Source organism: Bacillus sp. GBSW19, assembly GCF_002998655.1.
GTDB lineage: Bacteria > Bacillota > Bacilli > Bacillales > Bacillaceae > Bacillus.
The window spans coordinates 1-17798 of sequence record NZ_PVRF01000006.1 but is presented as its reverse complement, the minus strand read 5'-3'; the positions used below and the strand labels follow the sequence as shown (position 1 = coordinate 17798).

21 protein-coding genes and 1 rRNA gene are annotated in these 17798 nt (G+C 40.8%); 1 reads left to right on the top strand and 21 read right to left on the bottom strand.

Annotated elements, in window-relative coordinates; translation table 11 throughout:
• Positions 1-136: 136 nt before the first annotated feature.
• From veg to metG, 7 genes are all read right to left on the bottom strand, one after another.
• Positions 137-394 (bottom strand): biofilm formation stimulator Veg, encoded by a 258-nt coding sequence (gene veg, locus C6344_RS18315; RefSeq protein WP_003217979.1) that lies wholly within the window; start codon positions 392-394, stop codon positions 137-139.
• A gap of 213 nt (positions 395-607) precedes the next feature.
• Positions 608-1492 carry a sporulation peptidase YabG gene (gene yabG / locus C6344_RS18310; RefSeq protein ID WP_012008652.1) on the bottom strand — a complete coding sequence of 295 codons (885 nt, stop codon included), beginning with the start codon at positions 1490-1492 and terminating at the stop codon, positions 608-610.
• 135 nt (positions 1493-1627) lie between these two features.
• On the bottom strand, positions 1628-2506 hold the full coding sequence (gene rsmA, locus C6344_RS18305; RefSeq protein WP_060595351.1) for a 16S rRNA (adenine(1518)-N(6)/adenine(1519)-N(6))-dimethyltransferase RsmA: 879 nt from the start codon (positions 2504-2506) through the stop codon (positions 1628-1630).
• On the bottom strand, positions 2499-3059 hold the full coding sequence (rnmV, locus tag C6344_RS18300; RefSeq protein ID WP_060595350.1) for a ribonuclease M5: 561 nt from the start codon (positions 3057-3059) through the stop codon (positions 2499-2501). The genes rsmA and rnmV overlap by 8 nt, the downstream gene beginning before the upstream one ends.
• A 160-nt stretch (positions 3060-3219) precedes the next feature.
• Positions 3220-4422, bottom strand: coding sequence for a G5 and 3D domain-containing protein (locus C6344_RS18295; RefSeq protein ID WP_034665691.1), 1203 nt, complete (start codon positions 4420-4422; stop codon positions 3220-3222).
• Between the two features lie 244 nt (positions 4423-4666).
• Positions 4667-5434 (bottom strand): TatD family hydrolase, encoded by a 768-nt coding sequence (locus tag C6344_RS18290; protein WP_034665688.1) that lies wholly within the window; start codon positions 5432-5434, stop codon positions 4667-4669.
• An 82-nt stretch (positions 5435-5516) separates the two neighbouring features.
• Positions 5517-7514 (bottom strand): methionine--tRNA ligase, encoded by a 1998-nt coding sequence (metG, locus tag C6344_RS18285; protein ID WP_106037506.1) that lies wholly within the window; start codon positions 7512-7514, stop codon positions 5517-5519.
• Positions 7515-8034: 520 nt separating this feature from the next.
• Between metG and abrB the strand changes: the two genes are divergently transcribed.
• Positions 8035-8325 carry a transition state genes transcriptional regulator AbrB gene (gene abrB / locus C6344_RS18280; protein WP_087975202.1) on the top strand — a complete coding sequence of 97 codons (291 nt, stop codon included), beginning with the start codon at positions 8035-8037 and terminating at the stop codon, positions 8323-8325.
• Positions 8326-8370: 45 nt separating this feature from the next.
• Here abrB and rsmI read toward each other — a convergent pair whose 3' ends face one another.
• From rsmI to rrf, 14 genes are all read right to left on the bottom strand, one after another.
• Positions 8371-9249: a 16S rRNA (cytidine(1402)-2'-O)-methyltransferase gene (gene rsmI / locus C6344_RS18275; RefSeq protein WP_106073175.1), complete on the bottom strand. Its 879-nt coding sequence runs from the start codon at positions 9247-9249 to the stop codon at positions 8371-8373.
• Positions 9227-9523, bottom strand: coding sequence for a GIY-YIG nuclease family protein (locus C6344_RS18270; RefSeq protein WP_106072606.1), 297 nt, complete (start codon positions 9521-9523; stop codon positions 9227-9229). The genes rsmI and C6344_RS18270 overlap by 23 nt, the downstream gene beginning before the upstream one ends.
• Positions 9510-10253, bottom strand: a complete 744-nt coding sequence (locus tag C6344_RS18265; RefSeq protein ID WP_044140390.1) for a tRNA1(Val) (adenine(37)-N6)-methyltransferase — start codon at positions 10251-10253, stop codon at positions 9510-9512. The genes C6344_RS18270 and C6344_RS18265 overlap by 14 nt, the downstream gene beginning before the upstream one ends.
• Positions 10254-10308: 55 nt before the next feature.
• The gene (gene yabA, locus C6344_RS18260) at positions 10309-10662 is read right to left on the bottom strand and encodes a DNA replication initiation control protein YabA (RefSeq protein ID WP_003217957.1); all 354 of its coding nucleotides are present in this window, start codon (positions 10660-10662) and stop codon (positions 10309-10311) included.
• A gap of 14 nt (positions 10663-10676) precedes the next feature.
• Complete coding sequence (gene ricT / locus C6344_RS18255) at positions 10677-11504, bottom strand: competence/sporulation regulator complex protein RicT (protein ID WP_012008643.1); 828 nt, start codon at positions 11502-11504, stop codon at positions 10677-10679.
• A 2-nt stretch (positions 11505-11506) separates the two neighbouring features.
• Positions 11507-12496 (bottom strand): DNA polymerase III subunit delta', encoded by a 990-nt coding sequence (gene holB / locus C6344_RS18250; RefSeq protein ID WP_106037503.1) that lies wholly within the window; start codon positions 12494-12496, stop codon positions 11507-11509.
• Positions 12497-12507: 11 nt separating this feature from the next.
• Positions 12508-12948, bottom strand: coding sequence for a YaaR family protein (locus tag C6344_RS18245; RefSeq protein WP_034665673.1), 441 nt, complete (start codon positions 12946-12948; stop codon positions 12508-12510).
• Positions 12949-12960: 12 nt separating this feature from the next.
• Positions 12961-13290 carry a cyclic-di-AMP receptor gene (locus C6344_RS18240; RefSeq protein ID WP_024425625.1) on the bottom strand — a complete coding sequence of 110 codons (330 nt, stop codon included), beginning with the start codon at positions 13288-13290 and terminating at the stop codon, positions 12961-12963.
• A gap of 79 nt (positions 13291-13369) precedes the next feature.
• Positions 13370-14008: a dTMP kinase gene (tmk, locus tag C6344_RS18235; protein ID WP_034665671.1), complete on the bottom strand. Its 639-nt coding sequence runs from the start codon at positions 14006-14008 to the stop codon at positions 13370-13372.
• Positions 14005-15414 (bottom strand): aminotransferase class I/II-fold pyridoxal phosphate-dependent enzyme, encoded by a 1410-nt coding sequence (locus C6344_RS18230; RefSeq protein WP_106073174.1) that lies wholly within the window; start codon positions 15412-15414, stop codon positions 14005-14007. The genes tmk and C6344_RS18230 overlap by 4 nt, the downstream gene beginning before the upstream one ends.
• A gap of 77 nt (positions 15415-15491) precedes the next feature.
• On the bottom strand, positions 15492-16550 hold the full coding sequence (locus C6344_RS18225) for a toxic anion resistance protein (protein WP_106073173.1): 1059 nt from the start codon (positions 16548-16550) through the stop codon (positions 15492-15494).
• 19 nt (positions 16551-16569) lie between these two features.
• Positions 16570-17184, bottom strand: coding sequence for a 5-bromo-4-chloroindolyl phosphate hydrolysis family protein (locus C6344_RS18220; protein WP_106031933.1), 615 nt, complete (start codon positions 17182-17184; stop codon positions 16570-16572).
• Positions 17185-17312: 128 nt separating this feature from the next.
• Complete coding sequence (locus tag C6344_RS18215) at positions 17313-17504, bottom strand: sigma factor G inhibitor Gin (RefSeq protein WP_003217973.1); 192 nt, start codon at positions 17502-17504, stop codon at positions 17313-17315.
• Positions 17505-17675: 171 nt separating this feature from the next.
• A 5S ribosomal RNA gene (rrf, locus tag C6344_RS18210) occupies positions 17676-17791 on the bottom strand.
• Positions 17792-17798: the final 7 nt, after the last annotated feature.

Sequence of the window (17798 nt, the reverse complement as noted above, 5' to 3'; positions counted from 1 at the left end):
CGAATCAGTGCCACTGCTTGTGTGGCTTTCTTATTTTGTATCGAATCCTTTCTTTTACCCCTTTCAAAAAATGGACAGACTCCCATTCAGAAAAAAAGGCAAAACAAAAAGCAGTAAACAAGAAGTTCACTGCCCATTAATAGGCGACTGAGCTAGCGGTATCATCGAACGTTAATTCGACCGTCTCAGTCAGTATATCTGCATAACTATAAGAAACTCTTTCAAACGAATTCTCATCTTGATCTAATTGAATCACAAATACAGAAGGGTACGTTTCAGCTAAAATGCCCGAACGCTCAATTGTTTTACGGCGGCCCCCGTTAGCCTTTAACGTCAAACGTTTACCTAAGTTACCATCAAGCGATCTTTTGATGTCGGACAAAGTCTTCGCCATTGCATCCACCTCACTGAGATAATTATACAACAACGGCTCGTTTTTGTCAAATAAAAATTAAATTATATCAACGAACACGAGCCATTGTCAACAAAATAATTTTGACAAACTTCTACCTTTTCTTCTCCCTATTTTTCTCAAATTCCGGTGAATTATGTATCCTTTTGCAATTTCTTTTTGAACATAAAAAAAACCAGACTGTAATCAGTCGGGTTATGTCGATTCATGGTCTCTTTTATATGGCATACCTACCCTTAGAACGCCCTTCGTCTCGATGCCTCCGAGGCCTTTTTCTCTTGTTAATGTATTTCGGAGCACATCCCACACGTTGATTCGATCTACAAATGGAGTGAAGCTGATCTTCGCAACGATATAGACGGGGTCGAGCGCATGGATATTCACACGGGAAGGCGAGCTCGCAAAATTGGCACCTGCTTGGATCAATGATTCGAAATGAGATTGACAGGCACCTGCAAAGATCACAAGCTGATCTAAATGAGGAATTTTCCGTCTTGCTTTTTGAACCGTTTCAACGAAATGACGAGAATGGCGATAGGCACCGATATCATGTACGCCGCCCTTTTGCTTGGAATACGCATCATGTCCTGTGATGACCAAAATATCTGGTCGATATTGATCAATTAACGAGTCAATCATGCTTGGCATTTTCTTCTCATGGCAATGCACACCGTACACAGGTACACCAATTCGTTCATATACATCCAAGCATTTCTTTAAGTATGAAGCATCTCCATCTAAATGAAGGACCTTTCCAGGCATGTGAAAATACTGCTCTTGATGCTGATATTGTCCAGAAGTATAATACTCTTGTTTTTCCCGCAGCAGCTGATAATCCTGTCTAAGTAAGTCAAGCGATTCATTGATTTTTCGTTCGTCATTTTTCTCTCTAGTCAGCTGTTCCTCTTTTTGAACCTTGACGAGATCTGACAACTTGGCATCAGCAATCAGCCTCACTTCATTCCCATGCAATATGGCGGTAGCTTCGTGCTGATCGGTCTCATCAATTCGAATGATTCGAAACAAAATATCCATTTGATAGGATGCCCTTGTCACCATATCTCCTATTTGAAATTGCATGCTTTTCACTCCACAATCAGGCTCATATCCTGTTGGTATCGTCTTACGCTAAAATATGTTCTTCTTTCATGTGTGCTGTTCTTTCTAGCCTATGCCCGAACGAACAAAGTGGTGAAAAACAAAAGAAAAAAGCCCTTAAGACAGAGCTTTTTGTAAAACGTTCGACAAACAGGCAAATTCCTCAATGGATAATGACTCGCCGCGGCGCTTTCCATCAATGTCTGCTGTTTGAAGTGCTTCTTCGATGATGGCTTTATGTTTTTTTCCATCAGGTAAATTGTTCATGAGATTATTCATCAATGTTTTTCGGCGCTGACCAAAGCTCGCACGGATCAATTGAAAGAAAAACGCATCATTTTCTACTGAGACAGCAGGCGTTTCACGAACGGTTAGTTTAATCACAGCCGAATCCACATTAGGCTGTGGAACAAAAACCGTTTTAGGCACAACCATTACTGTTTTCGCTTCCGTATAGTATTGAACTGCGATAGACAGCGAATTGTATTCCTTTGATGAAGGGACTGCTGCCATACGATCTGCTACTTCTTTTTGCAGCATGACGACAATCCCTTTCAATGGAAGGTTTTCTTCAAGCAGCTTCATAATAATCGGTGTCGTCACGTAATATGGAAGGTTGGCGACAACCATCACTTCTTTACAGTCAGCAAAATTTTCCTCGATGACCTTCCTCACATCCGCCTTTAATACGTCTTGATGAATGATCGTGACATTATCATATGGAGAAAGCGTATCGTTTAAAATGGGCAATAAACGCTGATCGATTTCAAAAGCGGTGACTTTCTTTGCACGCTTAGCGAGCTGCTCGGTCAATGCACCGATACCAGGCCCAATCTCAATCACGCCGGTCTCATCCGTCACCTCTGCGTGATCGACAATACGATCGAGTATATTTGTATCAATTAAAAAGTTCTGCCCTAAGCTCTTTTTAAAAGAGAAACCGTATTTCTTCAGTATTTCCTTCGTTCTGATGGGTGTCGCAATATCTTTATTCATCGGCTTCCTCCTGCATGACGGTCTTTAAGGCCGCAATAAAATCATGTTTGGTTATTTGGAACATGTGAAGGCGCTTTTGCAGCTGCTTCGCATTGGTATATCCTATATTTAAAAGCATACCTAGTCGTTCGCGGCGGCGTTTCGATGCTTCTCCTCCGATAAGGCCTGCGTCAAATAAGTCATCTAATGTAATGTCACTTTCCGATTCTTCCATTTCCTCATGGACATGGGCTAGGCATTCTCGAATACTGTCCAAGGAAGCATGCTCGACACCAATTCCTTTGTCTCGCTTCGCCTTCGCAAGATGTTTTGGCAAAAATGCGTGCTTACAGCCAGGAACCGCTTCTGCGATGGTTTTCCGGATCTTCTCACCAGGGAAATCAGGATCAGTTAAAATAATGACCCCTCTCGTCTCCTGAGCAAGACGCACTTGTTGAATAACTGTATCACCAATAGCTGATCCGTTTGTTTCGATCGTATCTGCATCAACTGCCATCTTCACTCTGGCAGTGTCATCACGACCTTCCACCACAATGATTTCTTTGATTTTCATGTATTCCTCCGCTTGCAAAAACAATAAACAATTTTTGGTTAAAAAATGAAACCTTTCATGCTGTTTTTGCGTCTAATTAATTAGAAAACAGTGCTTCTATTATAACCAAAAAAACAGAGGGTGCGCAAAGCCCTCTGTTCATATAAATGATTTGATGTGTTTATTTGAGTACTCTAATTTTCACTCGTTTATTTCCCCATTGATAAGCTGCCGACTTATTTGGGACGAACACATCGATTTTATTCCCTTTTATAGCAGATCCAGTGTCTGATGCAACGGCATATCCATAGCCTTCCACATACACTTTAGAGCCTAGCGGAATGACACTCGGATCTACTGCTATAACCTTTGCACCCGGATTTGCTTTTAAATCAAAGCCTGTTGACGTTCTGCCCGTACATCCAGCACAGCTCGCTGTATAGGCTGTCGACGCCACATAAAATTCTTTTCCAGACGATTCATTGCTTCTTGAAACGGCAGGTGTCGCTTTAGGCTCTTTATTGGACACTTGTGTACCAATAGCCACTAAACGATCCTTGCTATCTTTTTCAGTCACTTCTTTAATCAATTCTTTAGACACCACTTTGCCGTTTTCTTTCACAATGGCATAGTGCTTCTTCAATTTACCTTCTTCACCTTTTTTAAGCACCTTCTCTTTTCCTTTTTCAAGAGAACGATCCTTTTTATGTTTGGTATCAAAAGCAATTTTCTCTTCCACTACATCGGTGACTTTTTCCACCCGAGTGATCTTTATATCTGCGCTCTTTTTAGAAAGGTTACTATGTAACGCAGGCTTGATCTTATCGTGCTTCTTGAGCCTCAGCTCTTGTTGCTTTAAAAAGTCAGCGACCGTAGTCGAAGTGGTCCACACCTTTTTATCTTTTCCTCCATCATTTACGCTGACCTGGAAGGCCTGCTGAACCACAAGATTCATATCCTTTTTAATCTTGTCATTCTTTCCTGGAGTTACTTGATCGTGCTTCCCAATATCTATCTTCTCATTCTTCAATAATGCTCCAACCGTCTGATCTGTTGTCCATATCGTTTTCTCTTTCCCATCTAGGGTCAGATGAACCGGTATAGCCGCATCATACACAATGTTCATGTTGTCTTCAATTTTTGTATTTAGACTTGGAGAGATATGATCCTCCGCCCTGGTCTTTATTCCAAGGTCTGAAAGCAGCTGTGCTACTGTCTCTTCATGTGTACGAATTGTCTTCTCTTTACCATTGATTGAAATGGTAATAGACTGCTTAGTGAGCTCATGCGCACCGTAAGCCGTCCCAGTTCCAGCTAAAAGCAAGCAAACAACTAGTAATAAAACCTTGCCTTTTCCTAGCTTAACAGAAAACAGATTTTTCATTTTTTGTACGATGAAAAACGCCTCCTTCTCCTCGGAGAGATTATATAGAGTATCTCAAAACCTGTCAACCCTTCCTCCCACTGTACAAAAATGCTCGATTGTAACCCTATTATGGGAGATTGATGGAAGGAAGGGAAGAAAGACTTATCGACAACTTATCCTATGAGGAGGCGCAAACGTGTAGAACATTTTCGTTATGTTTCACAATTGGACAAGCTTAAACAAGGATTGACATCATATACTGTCAGTTTATACCGAAAACTTTTTTCGCATTTTTTGTGGTCAATTCAGCAAGCTCTTCAAAGCTTGTTTCTCGTAACTCCGCGATCTGTTCTGCGATATATTTCACATAACTTGGCTCGTTACGTTTCCCTCTAAATGGCGCTGGCGTTAAGTAAGGGCAGTCTGTTTCAATTAAAAGCCGGTCACTTGGTATGTCCTTGACAACTTCCTTCGGTTTTTTGGCATTTTTAAATGTCACGGGTCCACCGAATGAAATATAAAAGTTCATATCCATACACGCTTTTGCGATTTCTAGGCTGCCAGTAAAGCAATGCATAATCCCTCCAACATCAGCCGCTCCCTCTTCCTTTAAGATCGTCACGACATCTTCCGTTGCGTCACGATTATGAATAATGATTGGAAGATTCACTTCCTTCGCAAGAGCAATTTGACGTCTAAAGACTTCCTTTTGTACATCTTTTGGCGACTTGTCCCAATAGTAATCCAGACCCATTTCTCCAATCGCAACGACTTTTTCATGTTGAGATAATTCTTTGATCCACAGCAAATCCTCATCTGTCATATCAATGGCATCGACTGGATGCCAGCCAATGGCTGCATAGATGAAATCATACTCTTCAATTAATTCCATTGCTCTCGTAATTGTCGGGCGGTCAAACCCTACCACCACGATTTTTTCGACTTTTTCACTTTTCGCTCTTTCGATCACCTGCTCTAAGTCTTCATTATATTGTTCAGCATTTAAATGGGCATGTGTATCAAATAACATCGTTGATTGCTCCTTTCGACAATTCTTCTAAAAAACAAAAGGTGTTCGACGAAATGTTACACGTGGAACACCTTTTGTTGATTTATAAAATTTTTGTTCCATTTGCTAGAGATCGGTCTACTTCAAGAACCTGCAATTTCCCATCAGTTTCTCCAGTTAAAATCATTCCCTGGGAAATTTCCCCTCTGAGTTTGACTGGTGTGAGATTCGCTACGCAAACGAGCTTTTTCCCTACTAATTCCTCAGGTTGATAATGCTTGGCAACCCCTGAAACAATTTGTCTTTTTTCAAATCCAAAATCAAGCTGAAGCTTTAAGAGACGATCCGCTTTTTTCACTGGGGCTGCTTCCAGTACCTGTGCTACTCGAAGATCAACTTTTGAGAAATCATCAAATGCAATTTCTGCTCCAAGCTCAGGTAATTCCGTTTCTTCTATTTCAACTTTCTCTTCTTCCTTTGGTGCACTTCCCTGCATTTTCTCTTTAATATACGCTACTTCTTCTTCAACCTCTAAACGAGGGAACAAAGGCTCTCCTTTTTGTACCGTCGCTTGTTGAATGGCACCAAAAGATAGAATGCTATCCCAGCTTTTAAGCTTCTCTTCTTCAATGCCAAGCTGGAAGAAGATTTTCTCAGGTGTTTTCGTTAGGAATGGCGTTAAGAGCACCGCTGTGATGCGCAGTGATTCTGCTAAATGATACATGACAGAATGCAGCTCTTTTCGTTTTGTTTCATCCTTTGCCAGCACCCATGGAGCTGTCTGGTCAATATATTTATTGGTTCTGCTGATTAATGTCCAAACATTTGAAAGAGCCACCGAGAATTCAAGGTTTTCCATCGCTTCTTCATAGGCTTTGACTGTTTGCTCAGCTACCGCTTTAAGTTCCTCATCAAACTCATTAACTGGACCCTTATAGCTGCTTAATGTACCGTCAAAATATTTTTGTACCATCGCAACTGTACGGTTAAGCAAGTTACCTAAATCATTGGCAAGGTCATAGTTTACACGTTCCACGAATCCTTCTGGTGTAAACACACCATCCGCACCAAATGGTACTTCACGAAGGAGGTAATAACGAAGGGCATCAAGGCCATAGCGATCAATTAATGTGACGGGATCTACTACGTTCCCTTTTGATTTAGACATCTTCCCATCTTTCATCAGCAGCCAGCCGTGTGCGAAAATTTGTTTCGGCAGCGGCAGATCTAGTGCCATCAGCATAATTGGCCAATAAATCGTATGGAAGCGTACAATTTCTTTCCCTACGAGATGCACGTTAGCAGGCCAATATTTTTTATATTTTTCATCCTGATCAGTTCCGTAGCCAATCGCAGTTAAATAGTTGAATAACGCATCAATCCATACATAGATGACGTGTTTTGGATTGTTAGGAACTTTAATTCCCCAATCAAAGGTTGTTCTTGATACAGCCAAATCCTCTAAACCTGGTTTAATGAAGTTATTGATCATTTCATTTTTTCTTGATTCAGGCTGAATGAACGTTGGATTCTTCTCATAATAGTCTAGTAAACGATCCGCGTACTTACTCATACGGAAGAAATATGATTCCTCTTTAATTAATTCGACAGGATGTCCGCTGTCAGGGCTTTTCCCGCCAATGACTTCTCCTTTTTCATTCCGCTCAACATCCACAAGCTGTGTTTCCGTATAGAAAGTCTCATCAGGAATACTGTACCAGCCTTCATATTGATCTAAATAAATATCACCTTGATCAAGCAGCTTTTGAAACACTTGCTCAATGATTTTCGTATGTCTTTTTTCTGTTGTACGGATGAAATCATCATTCGAAATGTCGAGTTTCTTCCATAATGATTGAATGTCTGCTACGACCGGATCTAAATACTCGATCGGTGTAATATTTTGTTCTTCAGCTTTTTGCTGAATTTTTTGTCCGTGCTCATCTGTACCCGTTAAATACATCACATCATAGCCTTGAAGACGTTTATAACGAGCCATAGCATCCCCTGCTACTGTCGTATAAGCATGTCCAATATGTAATTTTCCGCTCGGATAGTAAATAGGTGTTGTCAGATAAAACGTTTTTTTCTTTTCCGGCATGTCGGAACCTCCTGCGTGTGTGTAAATGTCAAAAACTCCCGCCCAATGGACGAGAGCGGTTATCATCGTTACATGAAAATGTGTTAGATCAATTCATTAAATTTTGCACTTGTGCTTTCTCTATGATACCATCTTAGCCTTTAAGATCAAGCATATATACATAGAACAAGATGAAATGATCGAAAAAGATGAGTTTTTCGAAAAAAACGACAAACCTGTCGACATTTTGTCGAATATTGTCGTATGAAATCTATTTCCAGATTTACAATTGTCTAATTTAGGGCAAAAGTCTTGTTAATCTGAACTCGTCATTTCTCATATTTTCATAGAAAAAACCCGAGAAATCCTTATAAATCAATAGTTTCAAGGTCTTTTGACTTTAAGAGTCATATTTTACAAACAATAGTAAACAAAATGATTGACGATTTATGGAAACCTTGTTATGCTATGAATGTAAGGAATTTGTCGAATAATGACGAAGATAATATTATATTAAGAATAAGAACTCTTTGGGAGGAGAATGAAGATGAAATCTACAGGTATTGTACGTAAAGTTGACGAATTAGGACGCGTGGTGATTCCAATCGAACTTCGCCGTACTCTAGGAATCGCTGAAAAAGACGCTTTGGAAATTTATGTTGATGATGAAAAAATTATCCTAAAAAAATATAAACCAAACATGACTTGCCAAGTTACAGGTGAAGTATCAGACGATAACCTTAAACTTGCTAATGGTAAATTAGTTCTTAGCCGTGAAGGTGCAGAGCAAATCATTAACGAAATCCAAAACCAACTTCAATCACAAAAATAAGTTTGATATAAAAAAGGTTCTTGCACCGTTTGCAAGAACCTTTCTTTATTGTTCAATATGATAGGCATCGTATATCATGCGCTTTGGTACACCACGTTCGACGGCTGTACGTTTAATGGCTTCCTTCGACGTTAATCCTTCTTCTATGTAATGGATCACGTGTTCCTTTTCAGATAAGGACTTCCACCAGACATCTTCATTTAACTCTTCTTCATCTTGATCATTACCTTGTACGACAAGACAGAATTCACCCCGGATTTGATGCTCGGCGGCCCATGTCAGCACAGACTCTAAATCTCCACGAATAAACTCTTCAAATTTTTTCGTTAGTTCTCTCGTAATGGCGATATTCCGGTTGCCCCACACTTCCTTCATCAAAGTCAGCGTTTCTTTTAATCGATGGGGCGCTTCATAGAAAATGATTGTTTCTTGACGCTTCTTCAAAGCTTCGAGCTGTTTTTTCTTTTCCTTTTTTTGTCGGTCAAGAAAACCATAAAAGAAAAATGGCTGAGGTGTAATCCCTGATGCAATGAGTGCTGTAAGTGCAGCATTTGCTCCAGGTAACGGAACGACATAACCGCCGATATTAGTAAAGTCTCGAACCACTTCAGCACCTGGATCTGAGATCGTCGGTAAACCAGCATCGCTCACGAGTGCGATGTTTTTTCCTTCTTTTAACCATTCGATCAACTTGTGGCCGCTGCTTTCTTTGTTATGCTCATGATAACTCGTTAATGGCGTATCAATTTCATAGACATGACAAAGTTTTTTCGTTTGTCTTGTATCTTCTGCGGCAATATAGTCTACATCTTTTAATGTTTGTATGGCTCGAAACGTCATATCTTCTAAGTTGCCAATTGGGGTTGGGACGAGATATAGAATGCCCATATCTGATTGACCATCAAAGCTTTTCTGTGTTTTCATGTGCCGCCTCCTTTTCTATTCGCATTTCTTCTATATAAATGTCTTTCTTTTTCCGCGTCCACGTTTTAAAACGATATTCTTGCTGCATGGCTTCTCTTTTGGTTGCAAAGCGTTCATGATAATACAGCTCAACCGGCCGCCTTGCTCTTGTATATTTTGCTCCCTTTCCACTATTGTGGGTCGTCAGTCTTTTTTGCAAATCATTTGTATAACCTGCATATAGGCTGCCGTCTGCACATTTCAATACATAGAAGTAATGATTATGCTTCTCCATACAGTATCGTCCTGATTTCTTCTGTATACTCTTGATCATCTCCATAAACAAAAAGAGGCGGGAGGATTTTCAGATCTGGTTTTCCATCTTTTATACCTTCTACTAAGATGGTATTGGCTTCTTTCCCCTGTTTGGGATAAACAAATTGAATTCGTTTTGGCTCAATTCGGTATTTCTTCATCAATTCCACAATCTCAAGCAGCCGTCCCGGTCGATGAACCATCGCCAGTTTACCTCCTTGCTTCAGCAGCGTGGAAGAAACACGAATGACATCTTCTAATGTACAATGGATTTCATGCCGGGCAATTGCCAAGTATTCATTTTCATTGATTTCTTCCTTAGAAGGTGTCTTAAAATATGGCGGATTACATGTGATGACATCTACTTTGTGGTTGCCGTAGCGTGCTGGCATATCATTCAAATCACCATGAATCAATTCAATCTGCTTTTCAAGTTGATTATACGCCACGCTTCTTTTTGCCATATCAAACAGCCGTTCTTGAATTTCGACCCCAGTAATGGAGGCCTTAGATCGAGTCGAAAGCAGCAATGGCACAATGCCATTTCCCGTACAAAGATCAATGATCTCTCCTTTTTGGATTGGCACATACGCAAATTTCGCTAATAATACTGCGTCCAATGAAAAGGCGAAAACCGTTTTACTTTGAATAATCTTCATATCTTCGGCGAGCAAGTAATCTAATCGTTCATCTTCTCTTAACGAAACCATGATGTATCCTTTCTTTTCCTGTGAAAAAGGCTTCCGATTCAGCGGAAGCCTTTTCTCATTTTTTATTTAAAAATGACAGACAGAACAAACAGTCTCCCTCTTTACGAATGCTCCCATAATGTACATTACAAATATGGAAGCCCTCCTGATATAACCGAGCCAGGTTATCATGACCTTCTCCTATATCAGAATGACCTGGCTTCTGAGCAGAATCATTCTCTGTCTCAGACGATTTGTCCCGATCAGACTGATCCAGACGTTCACGCAAGTGCTGATTCTCCATCTGCAGCTGATGATTTTCTTCAATCACTTCACCGATATGATTTTTCAAATCACCTAACTGGCGATAAAGAGAACCGATTTGTTCTTCTAAATTGATCACCGTATCAAATAGTTCCTTTTTATCCAAGGTGGCACACCTCGTTACTCAGTTGTTTGTGCAGATACAACGCCTTCTTGTAATAATTCTTCCCACGTATATTCTATCACTTTTTCTTGCCCGGTTAATTCAACTTGCAAAATTCGTTCTAAAATGTTGAGCCCTACTACCTTTGCAGAGCCACTAGATGTCTGAATCGTTTCACCGATATCGGGCAATTGTTCTTTCGCTGTTTCATACTCATCATTCTCATATTTCAAGCAGCACATCAAACGGCCGCAAAGCCCTGAAATTTTTGTAGGATTTAGCGACAGGTTTTGGTCTTTTGCCATCTTAATGGATACTGGTTCAAAGTCTCCTAAGAATGTCGAACAGCAAAGCATTCGCCCGCAAGGACCTATGCCGCCCAGCATTTTTGCCTCGTCTCTTACACCAATCTGGCGAAGTTCAATTCTCGTCTTGAAAATTGAAGCAAGATCTTTCACTAGCTCGCGGAAATCTACTCTGCCATCCGCTGTGAAGTAGAAGATGACCTTGTTTCGGTCAAATGTAAATTCAACATCGACCAGCTTCATTTCTAGCCCGTGTTCACTTACCTTCTGAAGACATGTATCAAAGGCTGTCATCGCTGCTTCTTTGTTTTCCTCAACGATGAGCCGGTCTCGTTCGTCTGCTACACGAATCACCTTACGCAGAGGAAGAACGACATCGTGTTCATCTACTTTTTTATTAGCGATGACCACTTGTCCGTACTCAACTCCTCTGACCGTCTCTACAATGACACAACTATCATTTTCTATATGAAATCCATTAGGATCGAAATAATAGATTTTGCCCGCTTTTTTAAAACGAACACCAATTACGTTGTACAAACTTATCCCTCCTGCAACATCAACACCAATTGCTCCATCAGCCCTTGGGCATTCACGTTGGATTGAAGTCTCTTTTTCGCTTCTAATACAGCAAGGATCTGGTTCGTCACCATCTGCTGTGTGGAATGCAGCGCGTGCTGCTTCATTGTCTGGAATAAGTCTTGATAAATGACTTTATCTTCATTTCCTATTTGAATCGACAATACATCACGATATATAAATAAAAGCATATCCAGACCTGTTTCTTGAAGGTCTTTCTCTTTGAAAAAAGGCATCCATTGATCTTGTATATAAAAAAATGCATGTTCTTTTCGCTGGTGTAAGACTTCATACAATTTTATCACTTTCGCTCTAGACTCTGCAAACTGATCATTTCGACTTAATTCGAGTGCTTCTGCTAAATTGTTGGTTAAATTCGACAAAAGCCTTGCAAGATGCTGAGATACGCCTTCTTGTAATAGCTGCTGCTCCAAGGATTGCGGCTGCAGCGGCTGAAAGCTAAGCATCTGACATCTTGAAATAATCGTATCCAGCATTTTATGCGATTGCTCAGTGATTAAAATTGCCATCGTTTCCCGGTTAGGCTCCTCTAGGAACTTCAATAAACTGTTCGCGGCATTGACCGTCATTTTGTCCGCATGAAGAATGATATACATTTTTCGGTGAGATTCCACACCTGCTTTTGTAAATTCCTCTTGCAATGCCTGCACTTGCGCTTTCTTAATCGATTGACCATCAGGCTGCACGAGATGTAAATCGGGATGGTTTCCTGACTCAATCCTTTTGCAGTTTTGGCAGGATTCACATGGTTTCACTCCTGCTTTCAAGCAAAAAAAGCTCTTAGCCAAAAGCATCGCAGCATCCAGCTTTCCCGTCCCTTTTTTTCCTTCAAATAAGTAGGCATGCGCAAGTCGGTCTTTATCAATACTATTAAAAATCAGCCGCATGACGCGCGGCTGCAAATCATTCATGTCATCCCAGCTAATTGCCATGTTATCACTCTCTATGTGTAAAGGTTAATCAATAAACCTTTTATTTCTCCAATACGTTCAAGCAAATCAATAGAAGGTTTCTCTTGGTCCATCATATCCTCTGTTAATTCAATCAGCTTTTCATCTAATGCTTTGACTAAAGCGAGTGTACGCGTGTTGCCATAAATGTCAAAGCTCCTTGATGTTTCTATATTGAATCCATTATCGACTGTCTCTTTTACAAAGCGCTTCACAAGCCCTTTAAACCTTGCCAAGTCCTTTAGGTTTCGTGACTTTGTCAGCTTTTTACCGAACACTTCGATATCACTCAGCATAACCGTCAGCTGCTCTAAGCGCATTTTGCCGCTTTGCGTCTCCATCGATGCTTTAAAGGAGGCAGATGTTTGGCTTCCTTTAATGCCTTGGAGTTCACGCTTTTCTAAAAGCAGCCGCATATCTTGATTAATTTTCACAGCAACCCATCCTTAGAATTGATGAAATTGTTCAACTGGCAGAATAAAGACAGTAGCTCCACCAACTTCAACCTCAACAGGGTATGGTACATATGAATCTGCGTTACCACCCATTGGAGATACAGGTGCAATCATTTGATCACGTTTGCGGCAATTTTCTTTTATAAGCTGTAATGCTTTATCCACTCGGACATCATCACAACCAATGATAAAAGTCGTATTCCCAGACTTTAAAAACCCACCAGTTGAAGCTAATTTTGTCACGCCGAAATGATGTTCAGTCAATATTTTCAACAACTTGCTGCTATCTTGGTCCTGTACAACGGCAACAATTAATTTCATTTGATTGGCCTCCTTTGTTTTAGGCACAGGTGACATGCCGATGTCTTCCTCTATATTATAACAACGATTGGGAATGAGGTCATATTTGATTTTTCTTTAATGTGTCCTGAATCACCCGAAGTACTTCTTCATAGACATCCTGTATCGGCTGAGACGCATCTACTACACGGAATCGTTCTGGCGATTGCGCAATAAGCAGTTCATAGCCTTCTCTGACCAACTGGTGGAAATTCAGCGTCTCCATGTCTAATCTGTTTTTTTCTCTTCCTTGATTGGCGTGAATTCGTTTTAACCCTTCTTCAGGTGTAATGGAAAAATAAATGGTCATTTGCGGCATCGTACCATCAATAGCAAAGTCGTTAATTGATCTGACTTGGTCAATTCCAAGCCCTCTCGCATAGCCTTGATAAGCGAGAGAGCTATCAACAAAACGATCACATAAGACTGTGTCTCCGCGCTGCAATGCCGGTTCTACCTTTTCAGCCAAATGCTGCCTTCTCGCTGCTGCATACAGCAATGCCTCTGTTTTCGCATCCATTTTCGTGTTTTTTTCATTTAAAATGACTTCACGAATCTGCTCAGCAATCTCAATGCCTCCCGGCTCACGTGTCGCCATGACTGCATATCCTTGACGTTCCATTTCTTCGTACACTTTTCGAATCACTGTCGTTTTTCCGGCGCCCTCTGGCCCTTCAAACGTAATAAACATACCGCTCATAGTGTCTCCTCTTCTATATAAACATATAATTTTCTCTGATGAATGACCTGACTTGCTTGAACATGAACCTGATGTCCAAGCAAACGGCTTAACGCCTCAATTTGATCTATCTCAATACGCTCTCCCTTAATCATCAAAGGAATACCAGGCGGATAGGGAATAATTGATTCTGCACTCATCCGGCCTGCTGCATGTTCAAATGGGACAGCCTCTATGTCTTGATTTTGCTCATCAGTCTCAATAGATAACGTCTCATTTTGGATATGTTTTTTTCCTTTGATCAATGAATCACTTTGCTTAAGAGCCTGCTCGATCCGCTTGAAAGGAACGTCCTTCCTCTGTTCTAAGCTAAGAATAAGTAAAACCTGATGTTCGTCCGCAAGCTCTGGATGAACATCCACTGATTCAAGCACCCGTTTTAGTTCGTAACCAGTCAGTCCTTTTGTTGATCGAATGACGCATTTTAATGGATCGGAAAGCAGCGAGTCAGGCTCAACCACTTCAAGATGAGTCAGACGGTTGAACTGATCTTTCAGCTCTGTCAGTTCTTTCATGATTACATCCAATGTCCCTTTTCCTTTGATCTCCTCGACATAAGCCCTCGCCACATCTAATGAGGCCATAATTGGATAAGACGGCGAACTGCTTTGAAGCATCGTGAGAAATGTTTTCAAACGCTTCGCATCGATTCGGTCCCCTTGAAGATGAAGATAGGAACCCATCGTCATTGCCGGAAGGGTTTTATGTGCTGATTGTACCACCACGTCCGCTCCATAGGAAAGAGCAGATGGAGGAAATGCGCCGCCTAATACAAAATGCGCGCCATGAGCCTCATCAACCAAAACAACCACACCTGCTTCATGACACATGTGAATCAGCTTTGATAAATCAGCTGCATGTCCATAGTAGTTCGGATAAGTCAAAACGATTGCTCGGCAATTAGGATGTCTTGCTATGGCTTTTCTGACTGTATCATCCGTCACATGTGTTGGAACATGCAAGTGTGGGTCTATCTCAGCGTCTACCAGAATAGGCGTTGCCCCTGCAAGCTCGATCGCATGGAAGACAGACTTATGGCAATTACGCTGGACAAAAATCTCGTCTCCCGTGCGGCATGCCGCCATCACCATCGCCAAATTTCCGACTGTTGTGCCATTTACAAGGAAAAAGCTTTGATCTGAACCATATAGCTTAGTCAATAAATTTTCTGCCTCTTGAATCACACCAGTCGGGTGATGGAGATCATCTAGACCTTCAAGCTCCGTCACATCCAGCTGAAGGATTGAAGCATAGTGGGACCGCGCCTCATCAAAAAAGACATCTCCATTGTGATGTCCTGGAACGTGAAAAGAATAAGGCTTCTTTTCCGCATGCTGTGCTAATGCTGTATATAAAGGTGTTCTCAAACAAATCGACCCTTTTCACTTTAACGATATCTTAAGTCTATTATAACGTTCAAACAAGTGAACCGAAAGATGGTTTCTCATTCCTTTATTGGATTCGCCAGCTGCTGCTCTGCCTCATACATACTGCTTTTCAATTGAGCTCGCTCTTGGCTTCCATGCTCTTTCACCTGTAACGTTTCCTGTAATGTTTCAGCTAATTGACGTTGGACCTTTTTCAACGTATCTATAGGAGCAAAAGATACCTCTTCAAGAAGCTGTCCCTGCTGCTTCGATACCTTTTCATATGTTTTTTGGATTCGGTTCTCAAGAGCTGAATTAGCCCGCTGCTGAATATGCGTTAACGCAATCGACATTTGGTTGATCCATAGTGGAATAGACGCAGAAACAGTTGATTGAATATGATTGGCCAAAGTATGATTCGTATGCTGGATCATCCGAATTTGAGCATTACATTGCAATGCAATTTGCCGGCTTAACAGCAAATCATACTTTCGTTCCTTTAGTCTCTCCACATACTCTTCCTCATTGACTTCTTGACTCATCAATTGCTCCTCTATTGTCCGGTCAACAGAAAGTTGCGTTTCTGAAATAGGCCGCTGCTCTAACGTTGTCATTTTCGCTTCAACTGCTGCGACCTGCAGCGTCATCTCTTGAAAATAAGTTTGATTTTCTTCAAATAAACGCTCTAATAACATATGGTCCGAGATTAATACGCCTCTTGCATAACGAAGTCTTGCTGACAATCTCTCGATCTGTGATTTTGCATGTTGAAAACGCGATATGATCTCCTGAGTAGATCGTTTATCCCGTTGAAACCATTTTAAAAAAATGCCCTGTTTCTTTGGCAGTAAATCCTCAGGCTCCACTACATGCAGCTGCTGCAAAAAGGTCTCAAGCACGTCTCCTATTTGATCGATATCTTTTTTCTCAACATATTTCATCATCTGTTGTGATTGTTCCAATAGTCGTTCCTGCACACGTGTACCATAGAAAAGCAGTTTTTGCGGATTGTCAGGGATCTGCTTAGCACGCTGCACGGCTTCTTTTTTCTCCTCATCAGATAAGGTATCAAACACCCGAAACTGAAGATCTGTAGTGGAGGCAGGTGATGGTGTGGCGTGATCTTCCGGTTTCATCGAGTTTGACTCCTTTCATCTATTTCTTCATCATTTTATCTGCTACTTCAAGCTCAATATGAAGAGCTTCTATGTCTCTTCCTAAAACTTGCTGCAAATCATTGGTCAATTGCTTTTGCAGCTCTGTCAATGTCACTCGGGTTTGGCTCAATGTCATTTCCAGCTCATGACTACGATTAGGCTGATTATACAATAGTGCATATTTCTCAGTTAGTTCAACGACAGAATCCAAGCTTTCGAAATAAAAACGCTGTGCATCATAAAATCGATTTGGCTCTTTTTTTGTTATTGTATAGATTCGTCGTGCAAGCCGAAGAACTTCATAATTATGTTTGATCGTTTGTACGTTTTTCACAGCAAATAAAGCTTTTTTTAAACGCACGAGCTTTTGCCCTGCTTCTTTTAAATGCTGTTTGATATATACATAATCACTACGAGACAGTCCGTGTTTCTTTAAAAACAATTGGAAAGCAGTCCATCTGCTCCCTACAAACATCACACCCCATCCAATCATCGCATACAGTATCGATAATCCAGCATGATGATGGAAAACCCCAATACTAACGGTTAAAATCACAAGCGAAAAAAAAGTAGAGAGGATGGCCCATATAAATGTATAAAAGATTGATTTCATGTTTATCGACTCCTATGAATAATCAGGCTCTCTGTTTATCTTATTATGAATTACGGATGATGTCCAAACTAAGTTCCAAAAAACAAGACCAATCCTTTATAGCTCATAAAAAAAGACCATCTAGTGGTCTATGAATACAAAGGCGGCGTATGAAGATTTTTAAGCTTTCTCACATAATCGGAATAGCTAGGATCCGAGGTCGATGTAGAAATTAACTTTCGCTCACAGTCTCGGCACAAAAACTGATGATATAAATAAATTCCCTTTGTCTTTTTCTCTTCACAAATCAAACAAATCGCTTCTCGCTCTTTTTTGCTCATTGTGACACCTCCACTTATAGCTTCAGTATGCCCTAGCGCTTTCAATTGTATACAAAATTAAGAATGTTTTAGATGGTAGTTTAGTATATGTATCCATGTCAGATCGGGTGTTTGTTCCTTTTCTTAAAAAACAAAAAAGACCAGTTCCGTATGGAACTGATCCTTAGAAAAGCTTGGCGGCGTCCTACTCTCACAGGGGGAGACCCCCAACTACCATCGGCGCTGAAGAGCTTAACTTCCGTGTTCGGTATGGGAACGGGTGTGACCTCTTCGCTATCGCCACCAAACCTGATG

What these genes read in the sequence shown, in the direction of transcription:
- veg (WP_003217979.1), bottom strand. Translation starts at nt 394, where the DNA reads ATGGCGAAGACTTTGTCCGACATCAAAAGATCGCTTGATGGTAACTTA.
- holB (WP_106037503.1), bottom strand. Translation starts at nt 12,496, where the DNA reads ATGGCAATTAGCTGGGATGACATGAATGATTTGCAGCCGCGCGTCATG.
- C6344_RS18225 (WP_106073173.1), bottom strand. Translation starts at nt 16,550, where the DNA reads ATGAAACCGGAAGATCACGCCACACCATCACCTGCCTCCACTACAGAT.
- C6344_RS18240 (WP_024425625.1), bottom strand. Translation starts at nt 13,290, where the DNA reads ATGAAATTAATTGTTGCCGTTGTACAGGACCAAGATAGCAGCAAGTTG.
- C6344_RS18270 (WP_106072606.1), bottom strand. Translation starts at nt 9,523, where the DNA reads ATGGAGAAGCATAATCATTACTTCTATGTATTGAAATGTGCAGACGGC.
- rsmA (WP_060595351.1), bottom strand. Translation starts at nt 2,506, where the DNA reads ATGAATAAAGATATTGCGACACCCATCAGAACGAAGGAAATACTGAAG.
- rnmV (WP_060595350.1), bottom strand. Translation starts at nt 3,059, where the DNA reads ATGAAAATCAAAGAAATCATTGTGGTGGAAGGTCGTGATGACACTGCC.
- yabG (WP_012008652.1), bottom strand. Translation starts at nt 1,492, where the DNA reads ATGCAATTTCAAATAGGAGATATGGTGACAAGGGCATCCTATCAAATG.
- abrB (WP_087975202.1), top strand. Translation starts at nt 8,035, where the DNA reads ATGAAGATGAAATCTACAGGTATTGTACGTAAAGTTGACGAATTAGGA.
- C6344_RS18290 (WP_034665688.1), bottom strand. Translation starts at nt 5,434, where the DNA reads ATGTTATTTGATACACATGCCCATTTAAATGCTGAACAATATAATGAA.
- C6344_RS18220 (WP_106031933.1), bottom strand. Translation starts at nt 17,184, where the DNA reads ATGAAATCAATCTTTTATACATTTATATGGGCCATCCTCTCTACTTTT.
- C6344_RS18215 (WP_003217973.1), bottom strand. Translation starts at nt 17,504, where the DNA reads ATGAGCAAAAAAGAGCGAGAAGCGATTTGTTTGATTTGTGAAGAGAAA.
- C6344_RS18295 (WP_034665691.1), bottom strand. Translation starts at nt 4,422, where the DNA reads ATGAAAAATCTGTTTTCTGTTAAGCTAGGAAAAGGCAAGGTTTTATTA.
- rsmI (WP_106073175.1), bottom strand. Translation starts at nt 9,249, where the DNA reads ATGAAAACACAGAAAAGCTTTGATGGTCAATCAGATATGGGCATTCTA.
- metG (WP_106037506.1), bottom strand. Translation starts at nt 7,514, where the DNA reads ATGCCGGAAAAGAAAAAAACGTTTTATCTGACAACACCTATTTACTAT.
- tmk (WP_034665671.1), bottom strand. Translation starts at nt 14,008, where the DNA reads ATGAGCGGTATGTTTATTACGTTTGAAGGGCCAGAGGGCGCCGGAAAA.
- C6344_RS18265 (WP_044140390.1), bottom strand. Translation starts at nt 10,253, where the DNA reads ATGGTTTCGTTAAGAGAAGATGAACGATTAGATTACTTGCTCGCCGAA.